The organism is Rhodococcus sp. SORGH_AS_0301 (assembly GCF_030818285.1).
Classification (GTDB): domain Bacteria; phylum Actinomycetota; class Actinomycetes; order Mycobacteriales; family Mycobacteriaceae; genus Rhodococcoides.
Genome location: NZ_JAUTAC010000002.1, coordinates 294,720 through 321,416, shown reverse-complemented (window position 1 = coordinate 321,416; position 26,697 = coordinate 294,720). Strand labels below are relative to the sequence as shown.

The window sequence follows — 26,697 nt, the reverse complement described above, 5'->3', positions numbered from 1 at the left end:
CGCCCGCCGGTCCGGCGTCGTCAGCCCCCGATGGCCCGGCGGATCACCGGGACGATGACGTCCCACGCGGCGTCGGTGGTCATCGACCAGTGCGTCACGGGCACCGAGTACGCGTCGACCACGTCGGCGTAGGGCAACCAGGAATCGGCGTAGACACGCCCACTCGGGTCGTCGATTCCGGCCGCGAACAACAGGATCGTCCCGTCGAAGTGGGCAGGCTGGTGCCGTTCCATCAGCACACCGTTGTGTGCCGCGCCTCGCAACATCAGCTCGACCGTGCGCTCGTCGAGGACGTCCGCGACCGCTGGAGCGGACGCGATCAGGCGAGCGGCCTCAGCGGTGTTCTCCAACGGGACGTCCGGTACACCCTCCGTGCTCACACCGACCGCACCCAGAATGTCCGTCAACGACAGACCCGCCTCGGCGTCCAGCGACGACGTGGTCGGCGGCGTGCCGTACGTGTCGAGAACGGCCACCATCTCCACGGTCTCCCCGGCCTCGCGCATGAGCACCGCGACTGCCTGCGCCACCTTGCCACCGAAGGACCACCCCAGCAGTCGGTACGGCCCCTCGGGACGAACCGTCCTGATCTCGGCGAGGTAGCGCTCAGCCACCGCCACCAGTGACTCCTCCAGCGTGTCGTCCCCGGACAGGGCCGGCGTCTGGATGCCGTAGATCGGGATCTCCGGGCTCAGTCGCGACGCGAGACCCGTGAAGCTCCACGCCAACCCGACGATCGGATGGAAGCAGAACAGTGGTGCCTGATCGCCCGTGGTCCGGATCGGGAGCAGTATTCCGAGGGAGTCCTCGTGATCGGCCACGGACCCGGCTTCCACTCTCGTCGCGAGTGTCGCGGGCGTGGGCGAGGTGAAGATCCACTGCAGCGGCACTGTCGCCACGATGCCGTCCGACGACCTGATGGCGGAGACCAACTTGGTCGCACTCAGCGAGTTGCCGCCGAGCTCGAAGAAGTTGTCGTCCACGCCGACCCGGTCGACGCCCAGTACCGACGCGAAGGCCTCGGCGAACGCGGCCTCGATCGGGGTGGAGGGCGCCCGGTACTCCCGCTGGGCCGCCATCTCGGGGCTGGGCAGCGACTTGCGATCCATCTTGCCGCTGGCTCCGAGTGGGATGGCGTCGATGACGACGATCCGGCTCGGCACCATGTACGACGGCAGTCTGGTTCCCGCGAACTCCTCGAGCGCGGCGAGATCGACCGTCGAGCCCTCCTGTGGGACGACGTAGCCGATCAGGGCGGGGTTGCCGCCGAAGCGCTTGACCGCGGCCGCGGCCACGGTCACGCCGTCGAACGAGGCGAGAACCTTCTCGACCTCGCCGAGCTCGATGCGGAAGCCGCGGACCTTCACCTGATCGTCGGTACGGCCGATGTACTCGATGTCGCCGGCTGTGGTCCACCGGACGGCGTCACCCGTGCGGTACATCCGGCCGGGCTCGAAGGGGTTGGCAACGAATCGGTCCGCGGTGAGTTCGGTCCGGCCGAAGTATCCCCATGCCAGCTGGTCGCCGGCCAGGTACAGCTCGCCCACGACACCGTCCGGGACCGGACGCAGGGCACCGTCGAGCACGTAGACGCTGGTGTTCGCGGCCGGACGCCCGATGGGGATCGACGACGAGGTACCGGTGTACGCGCCCGAGAAACGGGTGACGGTGACGGCGGCCTCGGTCGGGCCGTAGAGGTTGTCCACCTGCGCGTCGCTGATCCGGCCGAACGCGTCGACACTGTCTCTCGGCAGCGCCTCGCCGGCGCAGAGCACGGCACGCACCGACGCCACGTCGGCGGCCTCGGCCACCGTGAGGAAGGCGACGAACGGGGACGGCACGAACACCGCGACGGTGACGTTCCGCGTGCGGATCAGATCCGCGATGTAGAGCGAATCGCTCTGCCCGCCCGGCTTGGCCAGCACCACCGTGGCGCCCGCGGTCAGCGGCCACCACAGCTCCCACACGGACACGTCGAACGTGACCGGCGTCTTCTGGATCACCGCGTCCGCCGTGGACAGCGAGTACTCCCGCGTCATCCAGGCCAGCTGGTTCGCGACGGCGGAATGACCCACCGCGACGCCCTTCGGCTTGCCCGTCGATCCCGACGTGTAGATGACGTACATCAGGTCGTCGCCCGTGATGGGCCTGGTGCGCTCCTCCTCGCGGATCGGTCCGAGGGCGAACTCGTCCAGATCCAACGTGTCCACGTCGACGCGTGAGCATCCCGTCTCGTCCAGATCCAGGACCACCGGGGAGACCGTCAGGACGCCGCGCGGACGCGCGTTCGCCAACACGTACCTGGTGCGCTCCGGCGGATGCTCGAGGTCGATCGGCAGGTACGCCGCCCCGGACCGCACGATCGCGTGCAGGGCGATCATCATGTCGAACGATCGCGGAATCGCGACCGCCACGAGGTCTCCCGGTCCGACGGAGTGGGCGATCAGATAGCGGGCGAGCGCCTGTACCCGCTCGTCGAACTCGCGGTACGTGAGCGAGACGTCGCCCGCCACGATCGCGGTGTCGTCCGGTGACGCCGAGAACTGACGATCGAGCATCTCGGTGACCGTCGGCGGCACTCCCGCCATCTCGGTGCGGTTGCGCTCGACCACCACGACGGACCGCTCGTCGTCGCTCATGATCTCGATGTCGCGGACCCGAGTGTCGGGCGCGAAGGCGACCGACTCGAGCACGCGCAGCAGACGATCGGCGAAGCTCTGCACGGTCGCCTCGTCGAAGAGCGACGTCGCGTAGGTGAACGCCATCTCCAGACCGCGTCCGTACTCGGAGTTCTCGTGTCCCTCGGCGACGACCAGATGCAGGTCGTACTGCGAGATCTCGGAGCCCGGTTCGAGCGCCGCGACCTCCAGGCCGGAGAGCGTGGCCTGTACCGGTGCGAGGTTCTGGAACGAGAAGCCCACCTGGAAGAGCGGGTTGAAGGCGGTCGACCGTTCCGGGTCCACCGCCTCGACCACGTTCTCGAACGGCACGTCCGCGTTGGCGAAGGCGCCGAGATCGACCGCCGACGCACTGCGCACCAGATCGACGAACGACAGGTCGGGATCGACGTCCAGTCGCAGCGCGAGCGTGTTCACGAACATGCCGACGAGGTGATCGAGCGCCTCGTCGCCGCGACCGGCGATCGGGGTGCCGACGACGACGTCGCGGGTGTTGCCGAGCTTGGAGAGCAACACCGAGAAGGCCGCGTGCACACCCATGAACAGCGTCGCCCGCGATCCTCGGCACACCTCCTGCAACGCGTCCATGACGCGCGCCGGGACGAAGAACCCGATCTCGTGTCCGCTCATGGACTGGACCTCGGGACGAGGTCGGTCGAAGGGCAGTTCGATGGGCCCGTCCAGCCCGGCCATCGACTCCTTCCAGTACGAGAGCTGTTCGGCGAGAACGGAATCCGGATTGTCCACGGCCCCGAGAACGTCGCGCTGCCACAACGTGTAGTCCGCGTACTGCACCTCGAGCGGACTCCACACGGGTGCGTTGCCCTCGGACCGGGATCCGTACGCGATCATCACGTCACGTGCGAGCGGAGCGACGGAGAAACCGTCCGCCGAGATGTGGTGCATGACGATCATCAGCACGTGGCTGTCCGCGCCGGTCTCGAGCAGGAGACCGCGCACCGGCACCCCCGCGGTGACGTCGAACCCGCGGGCGACGAACGACACCAGTCGCCCGCGCACGCGGTCCTCGGCCACGGAGTCCCGTTCGAAGTCGAGGGTGAGCTCGGCCGCCGGAACGATCTTCTGGAACGGTCCGAGTTCGTCCTGCGGGTAGTACGTGCGCAGGCTCTCGTGCCGGGCGACGACGTCCTGCACCGCACGCACGAGCGCGTCGACGTCGAGCGGCCCGGTGAGTCGCACGGCCAGCGGCACGTTGTAGGCCGGCGAGACGGTGTCGAACTGGTTCAGGAACCACATGCGCTGCTGCGCGAGCGACAGCGGGATGCGGTCCGGCCGTTCCCTGGCGACCAGCGGCGCGCGGGTGTCGGACGTCGCCGATTCCACCCTCGCGGCGAACCCGGCGACATCCGCGGTCTCGAACATCTCGCGAATGCCGACGGAGGTTCCGAGGCGCGCGTTGATCCGCGCGATGACCCGCGTGGCCGACAGCGAGTTGCCGCCGAGTTCGAAGAAGTTGTCGTCGACGCCGACACGCTGAACCCCGAGGACGGAGGCGAACGCGTCCGCGACCGCTTCCTCGACGGGAGTGGAGGGTGCGCGGTACTCACGGGTGACCGACGCGTCGACCGCGGGGAGCAGTCGGCGATCGAGCTTGCCGTTGACGCTGAGCGGAAGCTCGTCGATGACGACGATCCGCGCCGGAACCATGTACGCGGGGACCAGTCCTCGCATGGTCTCCCGGACGGCGTCGACGTCGACCGTGCTGCCGGCCTCGGGCACGGCGTAGCCGATGAGGACGTCGCCGCCGGCAATGCGCTTGACCGCGGCCGCGGCTGCGGACACACCGTCGGCCGACGTGAGGGCGGACTCGACCTCGCCGAGCTCGATGCGGAAACCACGCACCTTCACCTGGTCGTCGGTCCGCGCCACGAACTCCAGTTCGGGCCCGTCGGCGCCGGCGCTCCAGCGCACGGCGTCGCCGGTCCGGTACAGGCGGCCCTCGCCGAACGGGTGGGCGACGAAGCGCTCCGACGTCAGACCCGGCCGACGGTGGTAGCCGCGGGCGAGCTGCACGCCGGACAGGTAGAGCTCTCCCATGACGCCCTGCGGCACCGGTCGCAACCGGTCGTCGAGCACGTACACACGCACGTTCGCCTCGGGTGCGCCGATGGGCACGACACCCGACTCGGCCGCCGTGATGCGGTGGGCGGTCGCCGAGACCGCGGCCTCGGTCGGCCCGTACAGGTTGATCACGGGCGCGTCGGACAGGCGTGCGAACGCGGTGACCACGTCGCGCGGCAGCGCCTCGCCGATGCAGACGACGGCACGCAGCGCGGCGACGTCGTCGCGGGTCGCGACGGCCGTGAACGCACCGAGCAGTGACGGCACGAAGTCGGCCACCGTGACGCGCTCGTCGCGCATGAGGCGCGCGAGATACACCGGATCGCGGTTGCCCTCAGCGTTCGCCACGACGAGCCGGGCGCCCGTGGTGAGGGGCCACCAGAGTTCCCAGACCGAGAGATCGAAGGTCGAGGGCGTCTTCTGCACCATCGCGTCGTCGACCGTGAGGGCGAACTCCGACTGCATCCACCAGATCTGGTTCGCGACGGCACGGTGCGGCAGGGCCACGCCCTTCGGCCTGCCGGTCGACCCGGAGGTGTAGATGACGTACGCGATGTCACCTGGGAGGAGTGTGCGGCTGCGTTCGGCATCGGTGACCGGATCGGACGGGTACGTCGAGAGGTCGACCGAGGACAGATCGATCTGCACGAGGTCGCTCGACACGGCGAGCCCGTCGGGTCCGGTGATCACGAGTGACGGCCCGGCGTCCGCGAGCACGTACTCGGTGCGGTCCGCCGGGTGATCCGGATCGATCGGCAGGTACGCGGCGCCGGTCTGCACGACGGCGTACAGCGCGACGATCGAGTCGAGCGACCGCGGAACCGCGACGGCGACGAGATCGCCGGTGCCCACTCCCGACGCCATCAGGTGGCGAGCGGAGCGAGCGACACGGGCGCCGAGTTCGGCGTACGTCAGGGACTCACCCTCGAACGTGACGGCGACCGCGTCCGGGGTGGCCGCGACCTGCGACGTGAACATCGCGGAGAGCAGCGACGGCGCACCGTCGCGGTCGGTGGCGTTGACCGAGTCGATCAGCGTGCGCTGTTCGGCGTCGGACAAGACGTCGACGGCGCGCACCGGCACCGTCGGATCGTCCGTCACCGTGTCGAGAACGCGCAGCAGCCGCTCCACGAGCTGGTCTGCGGTACTGCGATCGAACAGCGCCGTCGAGAACGTCAACGCGCAGTCGAGCGCACTGGTGACACCGTCGCCACCTTCCTCCGCACCCACGAGCAACTGCAGATCGAACTGCGCCGCGCCGGTCTCGACGCCGAGGTCGGAGATCTCGAGACCGGGCAGGGTCAGCGAGATCTGCTCGAGATTCTGGAACGAGAAGCCGACCTGGAACAGCGGGTGGTACGCCGTCGACCGCTCGGGGTTGATCGCCTCGACGAGACGCTCGAACGGGACGTCGGCGTTGCCGAATGCCGCGAGATCGCGGCCGCGCGCCTGCTCGACGAGATCGGCGAACGTGCTGTCGGGGTCGACGTCGAGCCGCAGGCCCAGCGTGTTCGCGAACTGGCCGATCATCTGGTCGAGCTCCTGCTCGCCGCGGCCGGCGATGGGGGTGCCGACCACGATGTCGCGCGATCCCGACAGCTTCGACAAGGTCACCGCGAACGCGGCGTGCATCGCCATGAACAGCGTCGAACGCGACGCCGCGGCGACACGGTTCAGAGCGGACGCACGGTCGGCGGAGATGGTGAAGCGCACCGACTCGCCGTCCATGGCCTGGATCTCCGGGCGCGGGCGATCGAACGGCAGCTCGATCGGTCCCTCGATGCCCGCCAGTGCGGTACGCCAGAACTCGACCTGCCGGGCGAGCACGGACTCGGGATCCGACTCGTCTCCCAGCACCTCGAGCTGCCACAGGGTGTAGTCCGCGTACTGCACCGGCAGCGGCGCCCACACCGGAGCGTTGCCGGCGATGCGGGACGAGTACGCCACCATGACGTCGCGGGCGAGGGGCCCGAGCGAGAACCCGTCCGACGACACGTGGTGGATGACGAACGCCAGGATCTGCTCCGACGGTCCGGTCCGGTAGATCGCCGCTCGCACGGGCACCTCGGTGGTGACGTCGAACCCGCGAGTCACGAAGCCGTAGAGGCGTGCGCGGACGTCCGCCTCGTCGACGTCGTCGACCGTGAGCGACAGCCCCGTGCGGTCGATCGGCAGCACCACCTGGTGCGGGCCCTTCTCGCCCTCGGGGTAGACCGTGCGCAACACCTCGTGCCGCCCGACGACGTCCACGACCGCCTGCTCGAGTGCCGCGACGTCGAGATCGCCGGTGAGCTTGATGGCGAGCGGGATGTTGTAGGCCGCAGACGACGCGTCGAACCGGTTGAGGAACCACATGCGCTGCTGAGCGAGCGACAGCGGGATCTCGTCCGGGCGCTCGCGGGGAGCGAGCGGTACGCGGGTGCCGTACTCCACCGCACGCTCGGCGCGCAGGGCGAGACCGGCCGCGGTGGGCGCCTCGAAGATCTCCCGGATCCCGACGCGGGCGTTCAGTGCGGCGTTGACGCGGGCGATCACCTGCGTCGCCGACAGCGAGTTGCCGCCGAGCTCGAAGAAGTTGTCGTCCACGCCGACGCGCGGCACGCCGAGCACCGAGGCGATGGCTCCCGCCACCACTTCCTCCACCGGCGTCGACGGCGCGCGGTAGGTCGAGGCGGTGTCCACGCCGACCTGCGGCAGACGACGTCGGTCGAGCTTGCCGTTGACGCTCAACGGCAGTTCGTCGATCACGACGACGCGCTGCGGAACCATGTAGGACGGCAGCTGTTCCGCCGCCGCGGCCCGTACGGCGTCGACGTCCACGGTCGTGTCCGGACGGGCGACGACGTAGCCGACGAGGGTGTCTCCACCGCGTCCCGAGGACACGGCGGCGGCGGCCGCGGCCACCGACTCGTGGGACACGAGCACGCTCTCGATCTCGCCGAGCTCGATGCGGAACCCGCGGATCTTGACCTGGGTGTCCGTGCGATCGAGGAACACCAGTGCGCCGTCGGCGTTCCATCGCACGGCGTCACCGGTGCGGTAGAGCCGAGACCCGTTCTCGCCGAACGGATCCGCCACGAAGCGGTCGCTCGTCAGATCCGGGCGACCGACGTAGCCGAGTGCGAGCTGGACGCCGCCGAGATAGAGCTCTCCCCCGACGCCGGCCGGGACCGGACGCAGCCGGTCGTCGAGAACGTAGACGCGCACGTTTGCCTCGGGGGTACCGATGGGCACGGCTCCGGTCGCGCCGCGCACCGTGCGGTGGGCGGTCACGGAGACGGCGGCCTCGGTCGGTCCGTAGAGGTTGTCGAGCGGCGCGTCGGACAGTGCCTCGAACGCCCGGACGACGTCACGCGGGAGCGCCTCGCCGATGCACAGGACGGCGCGCAGGGACACGAGGTCCTCCCGCGACGCGACGGCGCAGAACGCACCGAGCAACGACGGCACGAAGTCGGCGACGGTGACGCGTTCCTCGCGCATCAGACGAGCGAGGTACGACGGGTCGCGGTTCCCCTCGGGCGACGCCAGCACGAGACGCGCGCCGGCGGTCAGCGGCCACCACAGTTCCCACACGGACAGGTCGAACGTCGCGGGCGTCTTCTGCACCATCGCGTCGGTCGCCGTGAGCCGGTACTCGTTCTGGATCCACGTCATCTGATTGGCGACGGCGCGATGCGGAAGGGCCACGCCCTTGGGACGACCCGTCGATCCCGACGTGTAGATGACGTAGGCGCGGTCCTGCGGCAACAGGGGCCGACTGCGATCGATGTCGGTGATGGGCGAGCCGTCGAAGAGCGACACGTCGACGGTCGCCAGATCCACCGTCGGGATCGTGGTCTCGACGGACAGCGGGGTGCCCGCGATGACGACGACCGACGGGGACGCGCTGTCGAGGACGTATTCGGTGCGTTCGGCAGGGTGGTCGAGGTCGATCGGCAGATAGCCGGCACCCGCCGCGACGACGCCGTACATCGCGACCATCGCGTCGATCGAGCGCGGGATCGCGACGGCGACGAGGTCACCGGTCCGCACGCCCTCACCGATGAGGAACCGGGCGAGACGGGACACCCTCTCGGAGAACTCACCGTAGGTGATCGAGTCGTCGAGATATGTCAGTGCCGTGGTGTCGGGCGCCGCCGCGACGCGCGCGGCGAACATGTCCGTGAGGAGCTCGGGCACGCCGGCCACCGCGGTGTCGTTGCGCGTGACGAGGATGTCGCGGCGCTCCTCGGGCGACAGGACGTCCACGGCGGCGATGCGGTCCTCGGGCCGCGCGGTGACGGCGTCGAGCACGCGCAGGAAGCGGTCGACGAAGACCTGTGCCGTGGACTCGTCGAAGAGCGACGTGGCGAAGGTGAGCATCGCGATCTGTCCTGCGGCGGCGTCCTCGCTGACGATGAGGTGCAGGTCGAACTGCGACACGTCGAAGTCGAAGCCCGCGTCGGAGACCGTGAGGTCGGGGAGTTCGAACCGGACGGGCGAGAGGTTCTGGAACGAGAAGCCCACCTGGAACAACGGGTGGTACGCCGTGGAGCGCACGGGGTTCAGTGCCTCGACCAGCTGCTCGAAGGGCACGTCGGCGTTGCCGAAGGCCGCGAGATCGGACTCGCGAACCGCGTCCACGAGGGCGCCGAACGTGAGGTCCGGGTCCACGTCGACGCGGAGTGCCAGCGTGTTCACGAACATGCCGACCATGTCGTCGAGCTCCGGCTCGCCGCGACCGGCGATCGGGGTGCCGACGGCGATGTCGCGACTGCCGCTGAGTGCGGACAGGGTGACGGACCAGGCGGCGTGCATCGCCATGAACAGCGTCGCGCGGCGCTCCTGCGCGATGCGGGTGAGCGCGGCGGTGGTGTCCGCGGAGATCTCGAAGCGGATCGACTTGCCCTGCAACGACTGCACCGCGGGGCGGGGGCGGTCGGTGGGCAGCGGCAGCGCGTCGCCGAGGCCGGCGAGACGGGTCCGCCAGTACGCGACCTGCCGCGAGACGACGGAGGTGTCGTCGTCCAGCGATCCCAGGACGGTCCGCTGCCACAGCGCGAAGTCGGCGTACTGCACCGGGAGCGGCGTCCAGCCGGGAGCCTCGCCGCGGACGCGGGCGGTGTAGGCCACCATGACGTCACGGGCCAACGGGCCCTGCGAGAAGCCGTCCGACGACACGTGGTGGATCACGATGCCGAGCACGTGCGCGGGGGCGTCTCCCGCCGCGTCCGTCACCTGCAGCAGGAGTCCGCGGACGGGCACCTCCGCGGTGACGTCGAAGCCGCCGGAGACGAAAGTGAACAGCCGTGCGGCGATGTTCTCCTCGGTGACGTCCTCGACCGCGAGGTCGAGCGGCACGTCGCGAGTGGGGAGAACCACCTGGGTCGGGCCGTCCGGAGTCTGCGGGTAGACCGTGCGCAGCGACTCGTGGCGGTCGAGGACGTCCCGGACGGCGAGCGTCAGTGCGTCGAGATCGAGGCGACCCTCGAGGCGGATGGCCAGCGGCACGTTGTAGGCGGGCGACGACGTGTCGAACTGGTTGAGGAACCACATGCGCGACTGCGCGAGCGAGAGTGGCACGTGAGCAGGACGTTCGACGGGCACCAGCGGTGCACGGGTGTCCGACGTCGACGCCGACTCGGCGCGCGCCGCGAACGTCGCGACGTCGGCCGACTCGAACATCTCACGGATGCCGATGCGGGTGTTCAGCCGGGCGTTGACCCGCGCCACCACCTGCGTCGCCGACAGCGAGTTGCCACCGAGCTCGAAGAAGTTGTCGTCCATGCCGACTCGCTCGACACCGAGCACCGCGGCGTACGCGGCGGCGACGATCTCCTCGACCGGGGTGGACGGCGCGCGGTACTCCCGCGCCACGTCCAGATCGATCGAGGGCAATCGGCGACGGTCGAGCTTGCCGTTGACGCTCAGCGGCAACTCCTCGATCACCACGATGCGCGCGGGAACCATGTAGCCCGGAACCGCTTCGGCCGCAGCGGATCGCACCGCGTCGACGTCGAGGGTGACGTCCTTCTCGGGCACCACGTAGCCCACCAGCAGCTCGCCGCCGGCGGTACGGGCGACGGTGGCGGCCGATGCGGCGACACCGTCGGCGGTGGTCAGCGCGGCCTCGACCTCGCCGAGTTCGATACGGAAACCGCGCACCTTGACCTGGTCGTCGGTGCGGGCGACGAACTCGAGCACCCGCGCGTCTCCGCGGGTGACCCAGCGGACCGCGTCACCGGTGCGGTAGAGCCTGCCGGACCCGAACGGATCGGCGACGAAGCGCTCCGCCGTCAGGGTGGTGTTGCCGAAGTAGCCGAGCGCCAGCTGATCGCCCGCGAGGTAGAGCTCACCCGCGACACCGACGGGTACCGGCCGCAGTCGCGAATCGAGAACGTAGACCTGCACGTTCGCCTCGGGTCCACCGATGGACACCGGACCCGTCTCGTCGGACGCGATGTGGTGCACGGTGACCGAGACCGCAGCCTCCGTCGGTCCGTAGAGGTTCACCACCGGAGCGTCGGACAGTCGGCCGAACGCGGTGACCACATCGCGCGGCAGCGCCTCGCCGATGCACAGGACCGCTCGCAGTGACGCGACGTCCACGGCCGACGCCACCGAGGCGAACGCACCGAGGAGCGACGGCACGAAGTCGGCGACGGTGACGTTCTGCTCGCGCATCAGTCGCGCGAGTTCGGCGGGGTCCCGGTTCGCCTCGGGCGAACCGATCACCAACCGGGCGCCCGCGGTCAGCGGCCACCACAGCTCCCACACCGACAGGTCGAACGTGGACGGTGTCTTCTGCACCATCGCGTCGTCCGCCGTGAGTTCGAACTCGTTCTGGATCCACCAGAGCTGGTTCGCCACTGCGCGATGCGGCAGCGCGACGCCCTTGGGACGTCCGGTCGACCCCGAGGTGTAGATGACGTACACGGGGTCCTCGGCCGACAGCGGGCGGCTGCGCTCGTCGTCGGTGACGGGAGCGTCGGAGAAGTCCGAGAGCTCCGCCGTGAGCACGTCGATCGTCGGGACGTCCGAGGGCGCCGACAGAGCTCGCCCGCCCAGCAGGATCAGCGACGGCCGGGCATCACCCAGCACGTACTCCGTGCGCTCGGCCGGGTGGTCGAGGTCGATCGGCAGGTAGGCCGCACCGGCCTGGACCACCGCGTACATCGCGACCATCGACTCGGTCGACCGCGGCATCGCCACGGCGACGAGATCACCGGTACGCACGCCGTCGGCGAGCAACCTGCGCGCCAGCCGTGCGACGCGAGAGCCGAACTCGCCGTACGTGAGTGAGACGTCACCCTCGGTCAAGGCCGCGACGTCGGGACGCTCGGCGACCCGATCGGCGAACATTCTCGCGACGGAGGTGGGCGCACCCGCGACACGAGTGTCGTTGGTGTCCACCAGGATCGACCGACGCTCGTCCGCGCTCAGGACGTCCGCGGTGTGCACCGGTGCGTCCGGACGGGCGATCAGCGCGTCGACCACGCGGGAGAAGCGCTCGGTGAACGACTCGGCCGTGGCACGGTCGAACAGCGCCTCGGCGAAGGTGAGCACCGACTGCAGCGAGCCGTCCTCGGCTCCCTCACTGACGATGAGGTGCAGATCGAACTGCGAGACCGCTGCCTCGAGCCCGACGTCCCCGACGGTGAGGTCGGGGAGCTCGAACGTCACCGGCGCGAGGTTCTGGAACGAGAAGCCCACCTGGAAGATCGGGTGGTACGCGGTCGACCGACGCGGGTCGACGGCCTCGACGAGCTGCTCGAACGGCACGTCGGCGTGACCGAACGCGGCCAGGTCGGCCGAGCGGGCGGCCGCGACCAGATCGGCGAACGACGCATCCGGATCGACGTCGAGACGCAGTGCCAGCGTGTTGACGAACATGCCGACCATGTCGTCGAGTTCGCGCTCGCCACGTCCGGCGATCGGGGTTCCGACGGCGATGTCGCGCGAGCCCGACAGGGCACCGAGCAGCACGGACCACGCCGCGTGCACGGCCATGAACAGCGTGCCCTGACGCGACGCGGCGACGGCGCGCAGTCCGGCCGTCTGCTCGGGGGTCAGCGCGAACTGCACCGAGTGGCCGAGCATGGACTGAACCGCCGGGCGCGGCCTGTCGGTCGGCAGCTCGATCGGATCGTCCAGACCGGCGAGGTGCTGCTTCCAGTACGCGATCTGCTGGGCGGTCAACGACTCCGGGTCGCTCTCCGATCCCAGCACCTCGCGCTGCCACAGCGCGTAGTCGGCGTACTGCACGGGCAGGGGTGCCCACTCCGGGATCGCTCCGGCGACGCGCGCCGAGTAGGCGACCATGACGTCGCGTGCCAGCGGGCCGAGCGAGAATCCGTCAGCGGAGATGTGGTGCACGACGATGGACAGCACGTACTCCGCCGCGTCGCCGGCCGGGTCGACGACCTCGAGCAGCAGACCGCGCACGGGCACGGCGGCCGTGACGTCGAACCCGGACGCGATGAACTCGAACAACGCGCCGGGCACACCGGCGATCTCGACCGGTCGCGGCGCCAGGTCGAGGGGAACGTCGTCCACACCCAGGATGACCTGGTAGGGACCCTCTTCCGACCCGGGGTACACCGTGCGCAGCGTCTCGTGCCGGGCGAGGACGTCGCGGACGGCCTCCTCCAGCGCGGCGACGTCGAGCGTGCCGGTGAGGCGCACCGCCAGCGGGATGTTGTACGCGGGCGAGCTGGTGTCGAACTGGTTGAGGAACCACATGCGGCGCTGTGCGAGCGACAGCGGCACCGGATCGGGCCGCTCGCCCGCGACGAGCGCGGGGCGACGACCGACTCCACCCGAGAGTGCGCGCGCCGCGAGTTCGCCCACGGTCGACGCGTCGAAGATGTCGCGCACGCCGATGTGGGTGTCCAGTGCCGCGTTGATACGCGCGACGGCCTGGGTGGCCACGAGCGAGTTGCCGCCGAGATCGAAGAAGCTGTCGTCGACACCGACCCGCTCCACGCCGAGAAGATCGGCGAACACCTCGGCGACGGCCTGGTCCTCGGGCGTCTCCGGGGCGCGGTACTCGGCCTGCTGCCGCACCAGGGTGGGCTCCGGCAGCGCGGCACGGTCGAGCTTGCCGACCGGGTTCAACGGCACGGAGGTGAGCGGCATGATCACCGCGGGCACCATGTGCGCAGGCAGGCTCTCCTTGACGGAGGCGTGCACGGCCGCGATGTCCAGGGTCGCGCCCGCCTCGAGCAGGGACGCCGCCGGCAGGACGTAGGACACGAGGTCGGTGACGCCACCGACGGATCGGTGGCCGACCGTCACGGCGAAGTCCACGTCCGGGTGCGCCGCGAGAGCGGCGTCGATCTCGCCGAGCTCGATGCGCTGGCCCCGGATCTTGACCTGGAAGTCGCTGCGGCCGATGTACTCGACGGTGCCGGCCTCGGTCCAGCGGACCACGTCGCCGGTGCGGTACAGACGGCTCCCCGCGGGACCGTACGGATCGGCGACGAAGCGCTCGGAGGTGAGCGTCGGGCGGCCGAAGTAGCCGCGCGCGACACCCGGTCCTCCGGCGTAGAGCTCACCGGGAACGCCGACGGGCACGGGCCGCAGTCGGCCGTCCAGCACGTACTCGCGAGTGCCCTTGCTGGGACCGCCCACCGTGATCGGATCGCCTGCGGAGAGGGGCACCGACGCGTTGATCATGATCGTCGTCTCGGCGGGTCCGTACCCGTTGACGACGGTGCGGCCGGACGTCGCCCACGCCGCCATCAGATCCGGCGGAAGAGCTTCGCCGACGGGCATGACGGCGCGCACGGACGGCACCGCGTCCGGTTCGACGGTCGCCAGCGCGGACGGCGTGATCACCATGTGGGTGACACCCTCGTCGGTGACGAAGCGCGCCAGATCGGGTCCGCCGTAGAAACCGGCGGGCGCCGGTGCCAGCGGCACGGCATTGCCGGCGGCCAGCAGGATCTCGAAGATCGACGCGTCGAAGCTCGTCGACGCCACGGCCAGGACGATCGACGCGTGGTCGATACCCAGCGAGTCCGTCTGTGCAGCCACCAGATTGGCGAGACCGGTGTGCGGGACGACGACACCCTTGGGGCGACCGGTCGATCCGGATGTGTAGATCATGTACGCCGCGTTGCTCATGCGCACGGCGCCGAGACGCTCACCGTCGGTGAGGCGCTCGGGCGAGCGGGAGTCGACGTCGGCCGCGAACTGCTCGTCGTCGAGGACGAGCCACCGCAGCCCGTCGACGTCGGCGGGGCGGTCGGCGACCGTCGTGATGCCGAGCGCCGCCGTCGAGTCGTGCACCATGTAGTCGATGCGCTCGGCAGGGTGTGCCGGGTCGACGGGCACCACGTAACCGCCCGCCTTGGCGACCGCCCAGACGCAGAGCACGAACTCGGGCGACCGCGGAACCGCCACGGCCACCACGACGTCCGGTCCGACACCCGCGTCGACGAGGACGCGCGCGAGGCGCGTGGCACGAGAATCGAGCTCCTCGTACGTCCACTGCACCGATCCCTGGCGGACGGCGAGTCTGCTGGGAGCGTGATCCGCGGCGTCCTCGAGGATCCGGACGAGCGTGCGCTCGTCGACGTCGGCGGATCCGCGGCGCGACAGCAGGTCGGCGCGCTCGTCGGCGAGCAGCGTCTCGATGCGGCCGACGGGTGCACCCGGTGACGTGGCGAACGCCGCGAACACGGCCTGCAGGCGACTGCCCAGTGCGGACACGTACTCGTCGGAGAACAGGTCGCGCAGGTAGCGCAGCGTCATGCGGATCTGCGTGTCCGCGAACGTGACCACGTTGATCGGGTAGTGCGTCGCGTCGAGCACCTGAGCGCCGGTGACGGCCATGCCGTCGATGGACGCGGCGGCCTTCAGGCCCTCCTCGTCCACCGGGTAGGACTCGAGAACGGTGATCGAGTCGAATACCGCGCCCGGGCCGACAGCGGTGGTGATGTCCGCCAGCCCCAGGTAGTGGTGGTCGAGCAACGCCGTCTGCTCCTCCTGCAACCGGAGCAGGAAGGACTCGATGCTGTCGGACTCGTCGATGCGCACGCGGACGGGCAGCGTGTTGATGAACAGGCCGACCATGGTCTCGACGCCCTCGAGGTCGGCGGGGCGACCGGAGACCGTCCCACCGAACGCGACGTCGTCGCGGCCCAGCTGGCGCGCGAGCACGAGGCCCCACGCCGCCTGCACGATCGTGCTGAGCGTGACACCGAGACGCGACCCCAGATCGGTCAGCTCGGACGTGACCTTCTCGTCCATGACGACCTCGACCCGACCCGTGTCGGTCGAGACCCCGGACGTATCGGTGATGCCCGACAACAGTGTCGGCTCTTCCGCCCCGGCGAAAGCCGTGGTCCACGCCTTGACCGAGACGGCGCGGTCGCGGACCGACAGCCACTCCAGGAAGGAACGGTAGGACCGGACCTCGGGAAGCAGCGACGCATCTCCGCGCAGCGCGTACAGCGTGAGGAGATCCTTGAGCACCAGCGGCATCGACCATCCGTCGATGACGATGTGGTGCGCCATGAACGACAGCGTGACCGCGTCGTCGGCGGTGCGGATCATCCGGAAGCGCACCAGCGGCGCGCTGTCCATCGCGAACCGGCGGTCCCGCTCGGTCTCGAGCTCGACGCGCAGGTCGCCCTCGATGTCGTCGTGGCCGCGCAAGTCGACGTCGACCCACGGGACCTCGGCGGAACTCGGAACCAGTTGCACCGCACGACCGTCCGCGGTGGTGCGGAACGAGGTCCGCAGCCCGTCGTAGCGCGCGAGCAGCGCACCGGCCGCGGCGACGAACCGGTCCCGGTCGACGTCGCCGGTCAGGTCCATCACGACCTGCATGACGTAGACGTCGGGAGCGCCGGCCGGCTGCATCGACGAGTGGAACAGCAGACCCGCCTGCAGCGGAGCAAGGGACCAGACGTCCTCGAGATGGGACCCGGCATCGGACATCTCGTTCTCGAAGACCTCGATGTCCTTCTGCGACACCGGCACCAGCGGTACGTCCGACGGCGTGAGGCCGCCGGCATCGCCGCTCCCGACGTGCTGAGCGAGCGCCGTGAGCGCCTCGACCCAGTAGGTGCCGAGCGCGGACACGTCCTCCGACGACAGGATGCCGCGGGGGAAGGCGAACGTGGCACCGAGCTGCTCGTCCGCGAGGACTGCGTTGATGTCGAGCACGGCGATCGCCGGCATGTCGGCATCGAGAGGCACGTCCGCGAGGGTGGTGATGTCGGACGACGGGAGGAAGCCCAGACCCTCCGCACCCTCGGGCAGCTCGCCCGCGGACAGGCGGCCCAGGTAGTTGAAGCTGATCTGGCCGACGGATCGCGCGAGAACCGAGCGTCCCGTCTCGTCGAGGTAGCGCAGCATGCCGTAGCCCATACCGCGATCGGGCACCGCGAGCAGCTGTTCCTTGACGGCCTTGACAGCTCGGCCGGCCGCGGCGCCACCGGCGAACGCGTCGTCGAGGTCGACGTCGGTGAGGTCGAGCAGCACGGGGAAGATCGACGTGAACCAGCCGACGGTCCGCGACAGATCCGCGAGTCCGGCGTCACCGAGCACGTCCTCCTCGCGGCCATGGCCCTCGAGGCGCAGCAGCAGCGACGACGTCTCGGTGCCGCGCTCACGGCGCCACTTCGCCACGGCCAGAGCCAGTGCGGACAACAGTCCGTCGTTCACGCCGCCCCGGAACACCTGCGGCAGAGCGGTGACGACGGCGGTCGTGACGTCCGCCGGGACGGTGACGCGCACCTTGTCGAGCGTGGCCTGCACGTCGACGGCAGGGTCGAGATCGCGGTCGCCGAGCAGCACGTCCTCGGACCGCACGACGGAACTCCAGAACGGCAGTTCCGAACGACGCGACGGCGCCTGGTCCACGAGCGCGTGCGCCCAGGTACGCATCGACGTGCCCACCGGTTGCAGAGTCGGCTCGGTCCCGGAGGACACGCCGAACCACGCGGTGACCAGGTCCGGCACGATGATGCGCCACGAGACACCGTCGACGGCCAGGTGATGGCCGGCGACGACGAGGTGGCCGCCGGTCGACGGCCCCCGGTCCAGCCAGACGAACTGCACGAGACGACCCTCGGCCGTCGACAGGCGATCCAGCGCCGAGTCGAGTGCCGTGCGAGCCACCTTCTCGAGGTCGTCGCCCGTGACGTCGGCATCGACGTCGACTCGGGTGAGCAGCGACGCGGCGTCCACCGAACCCGGTGCCGCGGTGACGATCTCGAAGCCGTCGTCGAGTGACCCGGTGAGGCGCGCGCGGAACATGTCGTGACGGTCCAGCACGGCCTGCAGTGTCGCGGTGATACCGGCCTCGTCGATACCTGTCGGCAGGTCCAGTACGACGCTCTGCGAGAAGCGCTCGTAGGCGCCGCCGCGGCGGGTCATGAAGTGCTCCACCGGGGTCAGCGGACGCGATCCGACGCCGCCACCCTCGAGCTCGGGCAGCATGCGGACGGCGTTCTCCCCCGACGACACGACGGCCGCCAGGGCAGCCACCGTGCGCCGCTCGAAGACGTCACGCGGGCTGAGGGACAGTCCGGCGGCGCGAGCACGCGACACCAACTGGATGGAGACGATGGAGTCGCCGCCCAGGGCGAAGAAGTCGTCGTCCGCGCCGACCCGATCGACGCCGAGCACGTCGGCGAAGACCGCTGCCAGCGCGCGCTCGGTCTCGGTGGCCGGCTCGCGGTAGGTGTCGGTGTCGGTACCGAACTCGGGCATCGGCAGAGCCCGTCGGTCGACCTTGCCCGTGGCACCCAGCGGCACCTCGCCCATGACGACCACGGCGGACGGGACCATGTGCGCGGGAAGTGATTCCGCTGCCCACTCGGTGACGTCCGACTCGCGCAGCAACGATCCCGCGGTCAGCGTGACGTACGTGACCAGCACCTTCGCCCCCGCTGCCGTGGTGAACGGCGTGGTCAGCGCGAACTGCACCTCGGGGTGCGAGGACACGACGGCGTCGATCTCGCCGGGCTCGATGCGGAACCCGCGGATCTTGATCTGCGAGTCGCCACGACCCACGTACTCGAGTTCGAGGTCGCCCGTCTCGGGGCGGCGCCACCAGCGCACGACGTCGCCCGTGCGGTACATGCGAGCACCGGGCTCGCCGTACGGATCGGCGACGAAGCGCTCGGACGACAGTGCCCGGCGCTCGTGGTAGTGCTGCGCCACACCGGGTCCCGCGGTGTAGAGCTCACCCGGCACACCGACGGGAACGGGACCCAGTCGACTGTCGAGCACCATGGCGCGACCGCCGCGGATCGGGCCACCGAAGGGCATGGGACCACCCGGCACCATGGGCTTGCCGATGTGCGAGACGATCGTGGTCTCGGTCGGTCCGTACACGTTGAGCATGCGGCGACCCGGCGCGAACCTGGTGACCAGGTCCTGCGAGTACGCCTCGCCGCCGACCGAGATGGTCTGCAGCGCACCGAGACCCGAGTGGTCGACCGAGGCCAGCGCGGCCGGGGTGATGAACGCGTGCGTCACCGCGTGACGGCGCAGGAACTGCGCCAGCTCCTCACCGCCGTACACGGTGGTGGGAACGATGACCAGCGCGGCGGCAGCGGGCACCGCGAGGAGCAGCTCGAGCAGTGAGGCATCGAAGCTCGGCGACGCGAAGTGCATGACGCGCGAGTCGCTCTCGACGCGGTACTGCTCGCGCTGGGAGACCCCGAGCTGATTCAGACCACGATGGGACACCGAGACGCCCTTGGGCAGACCGGTGGAACCGGAGGTGTAGATGATGTACGCGCGGTCGGCCGGCGTGACGGCCGTCCGGCGGTCGGCGTCGGTGATCGGATCCGCCGACGCGGCCGAGACCTGTGCCTGGATCTCGTCGGAATCGACGACAAGCCAGTCGATCTCGTCGGGCAGGGACGCCCGGTGCACGCCGAGCGTCAGGCCGACACGGACGCCCGAGTCGGTCACCATGTGCTCGATGCGATCGGCCGGGTAGTTGGGGTCGATCGGGACGAAGGCCGCACCCGTACGGGTCACCGCCCACATCAACGCGACCGACTCCGCGGAGCGCGGGACGGACAGCGCCACGGCGGATCCGGCTCCGATGCCCCGGTCGATGAGCACGCGGGCGAGTCGAGCCGAGAACTCGCCGAGTTCGCGGTAGGACATCGACGTCACGTCGAACAGGACCGCGGAGTCGAAGACCAGTGCCGGGCCGTCGGGGTTGCTCTCGACGGCATCGACGAGGAGGTCGCCGAGCGTCCGCTCCGCCACCGCGTCGTCCCCGGTGACGGGTGCCAACGACGCCGCCTCCTCGGAGTCGAGCAGTGGGATGTCGCCGACGGCGCGATCGGGCGTCTCGATCGCCGCGGCCAGCACGCGCTCGAAGCGCTCGCAGAACAGCGTGACGGTCTCCGCATCGAACAGGTCGGTCGAGAACGTCACCTCCATCGTCATGCCCGCGGCCTGTACGTCACCCGACCGGCCTCCGGCCTGCCCGCCGTCCTCCACCGTCTCGGTGATCTCGATGGACAGGTCGAACTTCGCGGAGTGAATGCCGGCGTCGTACCGGGCGACCTCGAGGCCGCCGAGTTCGAACGTCGTGCGCTCGAGGTTCTGGAACGCCAGCGCCACCTGGAAGAGCGGGTTGTGCGATGTCGAGCGCTCCGGAGCGAGGACCTCGACGAGCCGCTCGAACGGGATGTCCGCGTTGCCGAAGGCGCCGAGGTCCACGGTCTTCGTCTCGGCCAGCAGCTCGGTGAACGTGGCGTGCGGCGAGACCTGCGTGCGCAGCACGAGCGTGTTGACGAACATGCCGACGAGGTCGTCGAGCGCTTCCTCGCCGCGACCGGCGATGGGGGCACCGACGGCGATGTCGGTGGTGTTCGACAGTCGGGCGAGTACGACGGCGAGCGCACTGTGCACGACCATGAAGAGGCTCGCGTCGTGGGCGCGTGCGAAGTCTGCCGCGCGAGTGTGGATCTCGGCATCGATCGTGTGCTGGACCGCGGACCCGGCCCCGGTGGACACCGCGGGACGCGGGCGGTCCGACGGGAGCGTGAGCACCTCCGGCAGGTCGTCGAGCTGCGTCACCCAGTACGACTCCTGCTGCGACGCCAGCGATTCCGGGTCGGACTCGGAGCCCAGCATCTCGCGCTGCCACAGGGAGAAGTCGGCGTACTGCACGGTCAGCGGACGCAGCGGGCCGTTCTCGGACCACGCCGGCGTGCCGGCCTGACGTGCCGCGTAGGCGGTCATGACGTCGCGGGCGAGCGGGCCCATCGAGAATCCGTCGGCACTGACGTGGTGCACGACGAACGCCAGCACGGCCTCGGTGTCCGACGTCCGCAGCAGTGCGCCGCGCAGCGGCACCTCCGCGGTGACGTCGAAACCGGAGGTCACCATGTCGAGGACGCGCGCCTGCACGTCGTCCGCGGCGACCTCGGTCACGGCGAATTGTCCGGCGACCCGGTCGGCGGGCAGGATCACCTGGTACGGCGTGCCGTCCACCTGCGGGTAGAGGGTACGCAGAGACTCGTGGCGCTCGAGCACGTCGCCGACGGCCGCGCGCAGTACGCCCACGTCGAGCGCACCGCGCAGCGTGATGACGAGCGGGATGTTGTAGGCCGCCGACTCGGTGTCGAACTGGTTGACGAACCACATGCGGGACTGCGCGAGCGACAGCGGAATTCGCTCCGGGCGCTCCCTCGGCGCCAGCACGGGCCGGGTACGGCCGGTGTGTGCCGCGGCGTCGATCCGGGCGGCGAGCGCGGCCACCGTGGGCTTCTCGAACAGATCGCGGACGCCGATGGAGCTGGACAGCGCCTCGTTGACCCGCGCGACGGCGCGCATGCCGACCAGCGAGTTGCCGCCGAGCTCGAAGAACGAGTCGTCGATGCCGACGCGCGGGGCATCGAGCAGTGCGGAGAAGACGTCCGCGACGACCTTCTCGGACACCGTCTCCGGAGCCCGGTACTCCCGCGGTCCGGACACGTCCACGGGCTCGGGCAGAGCGCGGCGGTCGAGCTTGCCGCTGGGGCTGAGCGGGATCTCGTCGAGCACCGTCAGGTGTGACGGCACCATGTACGCGGGGACGCGCTCGGCGACCAGGTCGAGGACACTCGCCAGTTCCGGTGCGCGCCCGGCCTCCGGCACGATGTACGCCACCAGAGCTTCGCCGGTGCGCTCGTCGGAGTGCACGATGGCCACGGCGCGGGCCACGTCCGGGTGCGCGGTGAGAGCGGACTCGATCTCGCCGAGCTCGATGCGCAGACCACGGAGCTTGACCTGAAAGTCGGTGCGGCCGAGGAACTCCAGCTCACCCGACGCGGTGACCGAGACGAGGTCGCCGGTCCGGTACATCCGCTCACCGGTCGTGCGGGGATCGGCGACGAAGCGATCGGCGGTGAGGTCGGGCCGACCGAAGTACCCACGAGCCAGCTGCGCGCCCGTGAGATAGAGCTCTCCCGGGACACCGACCGGAACGTCGTGCAGACGCGAGTCCAGCACGCGCGCACCGGTGTTACGGATCGGGCGACCGATGGGCACGGTACGGACGTCCGCGTCGGTGGTCCGGTGCAGCGTGGACGTGACCGTCGCCTCGGTGGGGCCGTACGTGTTGTCGAGCTCGGCGGCCGACGAGGCCGCGAACCGACGCACCAGATCGGCGGACAACGCCTCGCCGCCCACCGACAGGTAGCGCAGCGATCCCGGCAGGGCCAGACCGGCATCGGACATGAAGAGCTCGAGCATGGACGGTACGAACTCGAGGATCGCGATGCCGTGCGAGCGCGCCTGGTCGAGCAGGTACTGCACGTCGAGGTGGCCGTCCGGACGCGCGACGACGAGGGTGGCTCCGAGCTGGAAGGGCAGGAAGAGTTCCCACACCGACGCGTCGAACGTCACCGGCGTCTTCTGCAGCATCGTGTCGCCGACCGTGAGGTCGTACGTCTCGTGCATCCAGAGCATCTGGTTCAGGACGGAGCGGTGCGAGACCGCCACGCCCTTGGGGCGGCCGGTCGAGCCCGATGTGTAGATGATGTAGGCGATGTTGGACGGCACGAGCGTGCCCGTCCGCTCCGCGTCCGTCAGCGGCTCCGCGGACACGTCGGCGAGATCAACTGTGTCGACGTCGATCACGTTGTGGTGCTCGGGCAGGTCCCGGTGATCGCGCGTGGTGGTCAGCACGACGACGGGCGCGGCGCTGGACAGGACGTACTCGGTGCGCTCGTGCGGGTGGTCCGGATCCACCGGCACGTAGGCGCCACCGGCCTCGAGCACCGCGTAGATCCCGATCATCATCTCGAGCGAGCGGCGCATGCCGACGGCCACGCGGGCGTCGGGACCGACCCCCAGTGCGACGAGGTGCCGTGCCAACAGGTTCACCCGCGTGGAGAACTCGGCATACGTGAGAGAGGTCCCCTCGTACACGAGCGCGGTCCGACTCGGATCCTGTGCGGCGCCGCGGCGGAACGCGTCGACGAGGGTCTCGGCGGGCAGCGGAGCGTCGATGCCGCGCAGCGCTGCGAGCTGCGTCTGCTCGCCGGAGGTGGTCAGCGGGAGATCGCCGACGGCGGTGGAGGAATCGGCCACGACGGCGGCGAGGATGCCGACGTAGCGTTCCGCGATGGTGCGTGCGGTGGGTTCGTCGAACAGATCCGTGGCGTACAGCAGCGATCCGTCGATGGGACCGGGCGACCCGTCGGGGTTCACCTGCTCCATGAGCGTCAGCGTCAGGTCGAGCTTCGCGACCGGCACGTCCGAGTCGAGGAGACCGATGGTGACGTCGGGCAGCTCGATCTCGGTGCGTTCGAAGTTCTGCAGCATGAGCAGTACCTGGAACAGCGGCGCGTAGGCGAGCGAGCGCTGGGGTCGCAGGATCTCGACCAGCCGGTCCAGCGGCAGGTCCGAGTTGCCCAGTGCATCGAGGTCCGCGGTGCGGGTGCGGAGCAGGAAGTCCTCGAACGACTCCCCCGGCTCCAGATGCGATCGCAGGACCAGCGTGTTGCCGAACATGCCGACGAGCGGATCGAGCGCCTGCTCGCCGCGGCCCGCGATCTGCGTGCCGACGGACACGTCGTCGGTCGCGGCCATGCGCGAGAGCAGCACGGCCAGGGCGGCGTGCACCACCATGAACAGCGTCGAGTTGGTGCGTCGCGCGAGGTCGTTCAGACCCTCGGCGACGTCCGACTCGAGTCGGAACGGCACCGTCGCACCGCGGGACGACGGCTGCGCCGGTCGCGGCCGGTCGGTGGGGAGTTCGATGACCTCGGGAGTGCCGGCGAGGGCGCGCGTCCAGAAGTCGATCTGCTTGGCGCTCAACGACTCCGGGTCGCTCTCGTCGCCGAGGAGCTCACGGTGCCACATCGCGTAGTCCGCGTACTGCACCTCGAGCTCGGGCAGCTCGGGAGCCGCACCGGCGCTGCGCGCCACGTAGGCCGTGGTGAGGTCGCGCACCAGCGGGGCGAGCGATCCACCGTCACTGGCGATGTGGTGCATGACCACGGCGAGGACGTAGTCCTGGTCCGCGATCTGGAACAGCTTGGCACGGAAGGGCACCGAGGACGACACGTCGAAGCCGTCGAGCACCACCGGGGTCAGTCGCTCGTACACCGAGCTCTCGTCGATCCGCTCCGGATCGAGCACCACCGACACCGACGACGCGGGCTCGATGCGCTGCACCGGACCACTGTCGGTCTGCGGGTAGACGGTGCGCAGCGTCTCGTGCCGCGTGATGAGATCCTCGAACGCGTGGCCGAGCGCCTCGAGATCCAGCGCACCCGTCATCCGCAGCACGACAGGCTGGTTGTACGCGGGCGACGTCACGTCGTACTGGTTGGTGAGCCACATCCGCTGCTGGGCGTAGGACAGCGGCAGGTCACCCGAGCGATCACGACGCACGAGCGGCGGCCGCTCCGGGGCACCGAGCGAGAGATCCACGCGCGCAGCGAGATCCGCGACGGAGGTCGCCTCGAACACGTCCCGCACCGCGATGCGGGACTGCGCCGCCTGGTTGATCCGGGCGACCACCTGGGTCGCGAGCAGCGAGTTGCCACCGAGTTCGAAGAAGGTGTCGTCCAGACCCACGCGCTCGGCCGACAACAGGTCCGCCAGCACCTCGGACACCGTGATCTCGGTCCGGGTCTCCGGGGCCCGGTACTCCTTCGTCGACGTGCCGATGGTCGGCTGCGGCAGCGCCGCGCGATCGAGCTTGCCGACGGGTGTGAGGGGCACGGCGTCGATGACGATGATCTCGGACGGCACCATGTACGCGGTGAGGCTCCGGCCGACGAAGGCCGTGACGTCGTCGACGTCGATCTCGTGGCCCGGCTCGGGCTGCACGTAGGCCACGAGCACCGTCGAGCCGTCGGGCAGCTGATGACCGGCCGCCGCGGCGAAGCGGACGTCCGGGTGCGCCGTCAGGGCGGCGTCGATCTCGCCGAGTTCGATGCGGAACCCGCGGACCTTCACCTGGAAGTCGGAGCGGCCCAGGTAGTCGACCGCGCCGCCGCTGCGCACGCGGGCGAGGTCACCGGTGCGGTACACGCGCGAGCCGGGTTCACCGAAGGGGTCCGCGACGAAACGCTCCGCGGTGAGCGACGGCCGACCGTGATACCCGCGGGCCAGACCGGGGCCGGCCGCGTACAGCTCACCGGCGACACCGGCCGGGACGTCGCGCAGGCGGCCGTCGAGCACGGGCGTGCGGAAGTCGCGGATCGCGCCGCCGATGGAGACGGGCGCGTCCGGGAACAGCTCCGCGCAGTTGGTCATGATGGTGGCCTCGGTCGGACCGAAGCCGTTGAACATGCGGCGGGTGTCGGTCACGAAGCGGGACACCAGTTCCGGCGGGCACGCCTCACCGGCGGTGACCACGACCCGCAGGTCGGGCAACTCCGACGGCGTGACCGAGGCCAGCACGGACGGGGTGATGACGGCATGGGTCACCCGCTGCTCGCGCAGCAGAGCCGTCAGATCGTCGCCACCGAAGACGTCGGGCGGCGAGACGACCATCGTCGCTCCGGACCCCACGGCCATGAGCAGTTCGAAGACCGAGGCGTCGAAGCTCGGGGACGCGACGGCGAGGGTGCGGGCGGACGCGTCGATACCGAAGCGCTCACGCTGCTCGGCGACCAGGCTCGAGAGGCCGGCGTGCGTCACCTCGACGCCCTTGGGTCGACCCGTCGATCCGGACGTGTAGATCATGTAGGCCGTGTTCGCGGGGCCGAGCACCCGCACGCGATCGGCGTAGGTGACCGGCTCGGCGGACCGTGCGTCGACGGCGGCGTCCAGGTCGGCGTCGCCCAGGACGAGCCAGCTGGGGCCCACTCCCTCCGGCAGGGTCTCGCGGTGCTCCGTGGTGGTGATCCCGAGGGTGGCCCCCGAATCGGTGAGCATGTACTCGATGCGGTCCGCGGGGTACTTCGGATCGACCGGCACGTATGCCGCACCGGTCTTGGCGACCGCCCAGATCGACAGGATCGACTCGGCGGACCGCGTGACGGCCAGCGCCACCACGTCCTCGGCGCCGATGCCGCGCGCGATCAGCTCGCGCGCCAGCTTCGACGACGCCGCGTCGAGCTCGCGGTAGGTCCACTCGGTGGTCGCGCCGGACTCGTCGCGGAACACGAGAGCCACACCGTCGGCGTTCGCCTCCACGGCGGCCGCGAGGATCTGCGGCAGGGTGGCCGCGCGAGGACGCTGCCGGCGACGCGGGCGTTCCCTGGTCGGACGCTCGCGGCGGGGTGCCCCCGCGCGTCCCGGACGTTCCGCCCGCGACCGGTCCTCGTTCGAGGTCTCGTCGGGAGTGCCATCCGTCATCGTCGTGCTCCTCGTGAATCGATACCGAGCCTCGCCCGTGGTTGCCCACCGACGATCCCGCTGCGTACTCGCGACACTCCCCGCGGATGCGCGCACGCGTGCTTCATGGGGCGTCGCCCCATCTGATCCACCCTATCGAGCAGGGCGGCGCGCACGCCGCTCACCCGGG

1 protein-coding gene is annotated in these 26,697 nt (G+C 70.2%); it reads right to left on the bottom strand.

Annotation, left to right across the window (positions count from 1 at the left end; translation table 11 throughout):
- Positions 1-20 precede the first annotated feature (20 nt).
- Positions 21-26,528: a non-ribosomal peptide synthase/polyketide synthase gene (locus QE397_RS02155; protein WP_307091379.1), complete on the bottom strand. Its 26,508-nt coding sequence runs from the start codon at positions 26,526-26,528 to the stop codon at positions 21-23.
- Positions 26,529-26,697 lie beyond the last annotated feature (169 nt).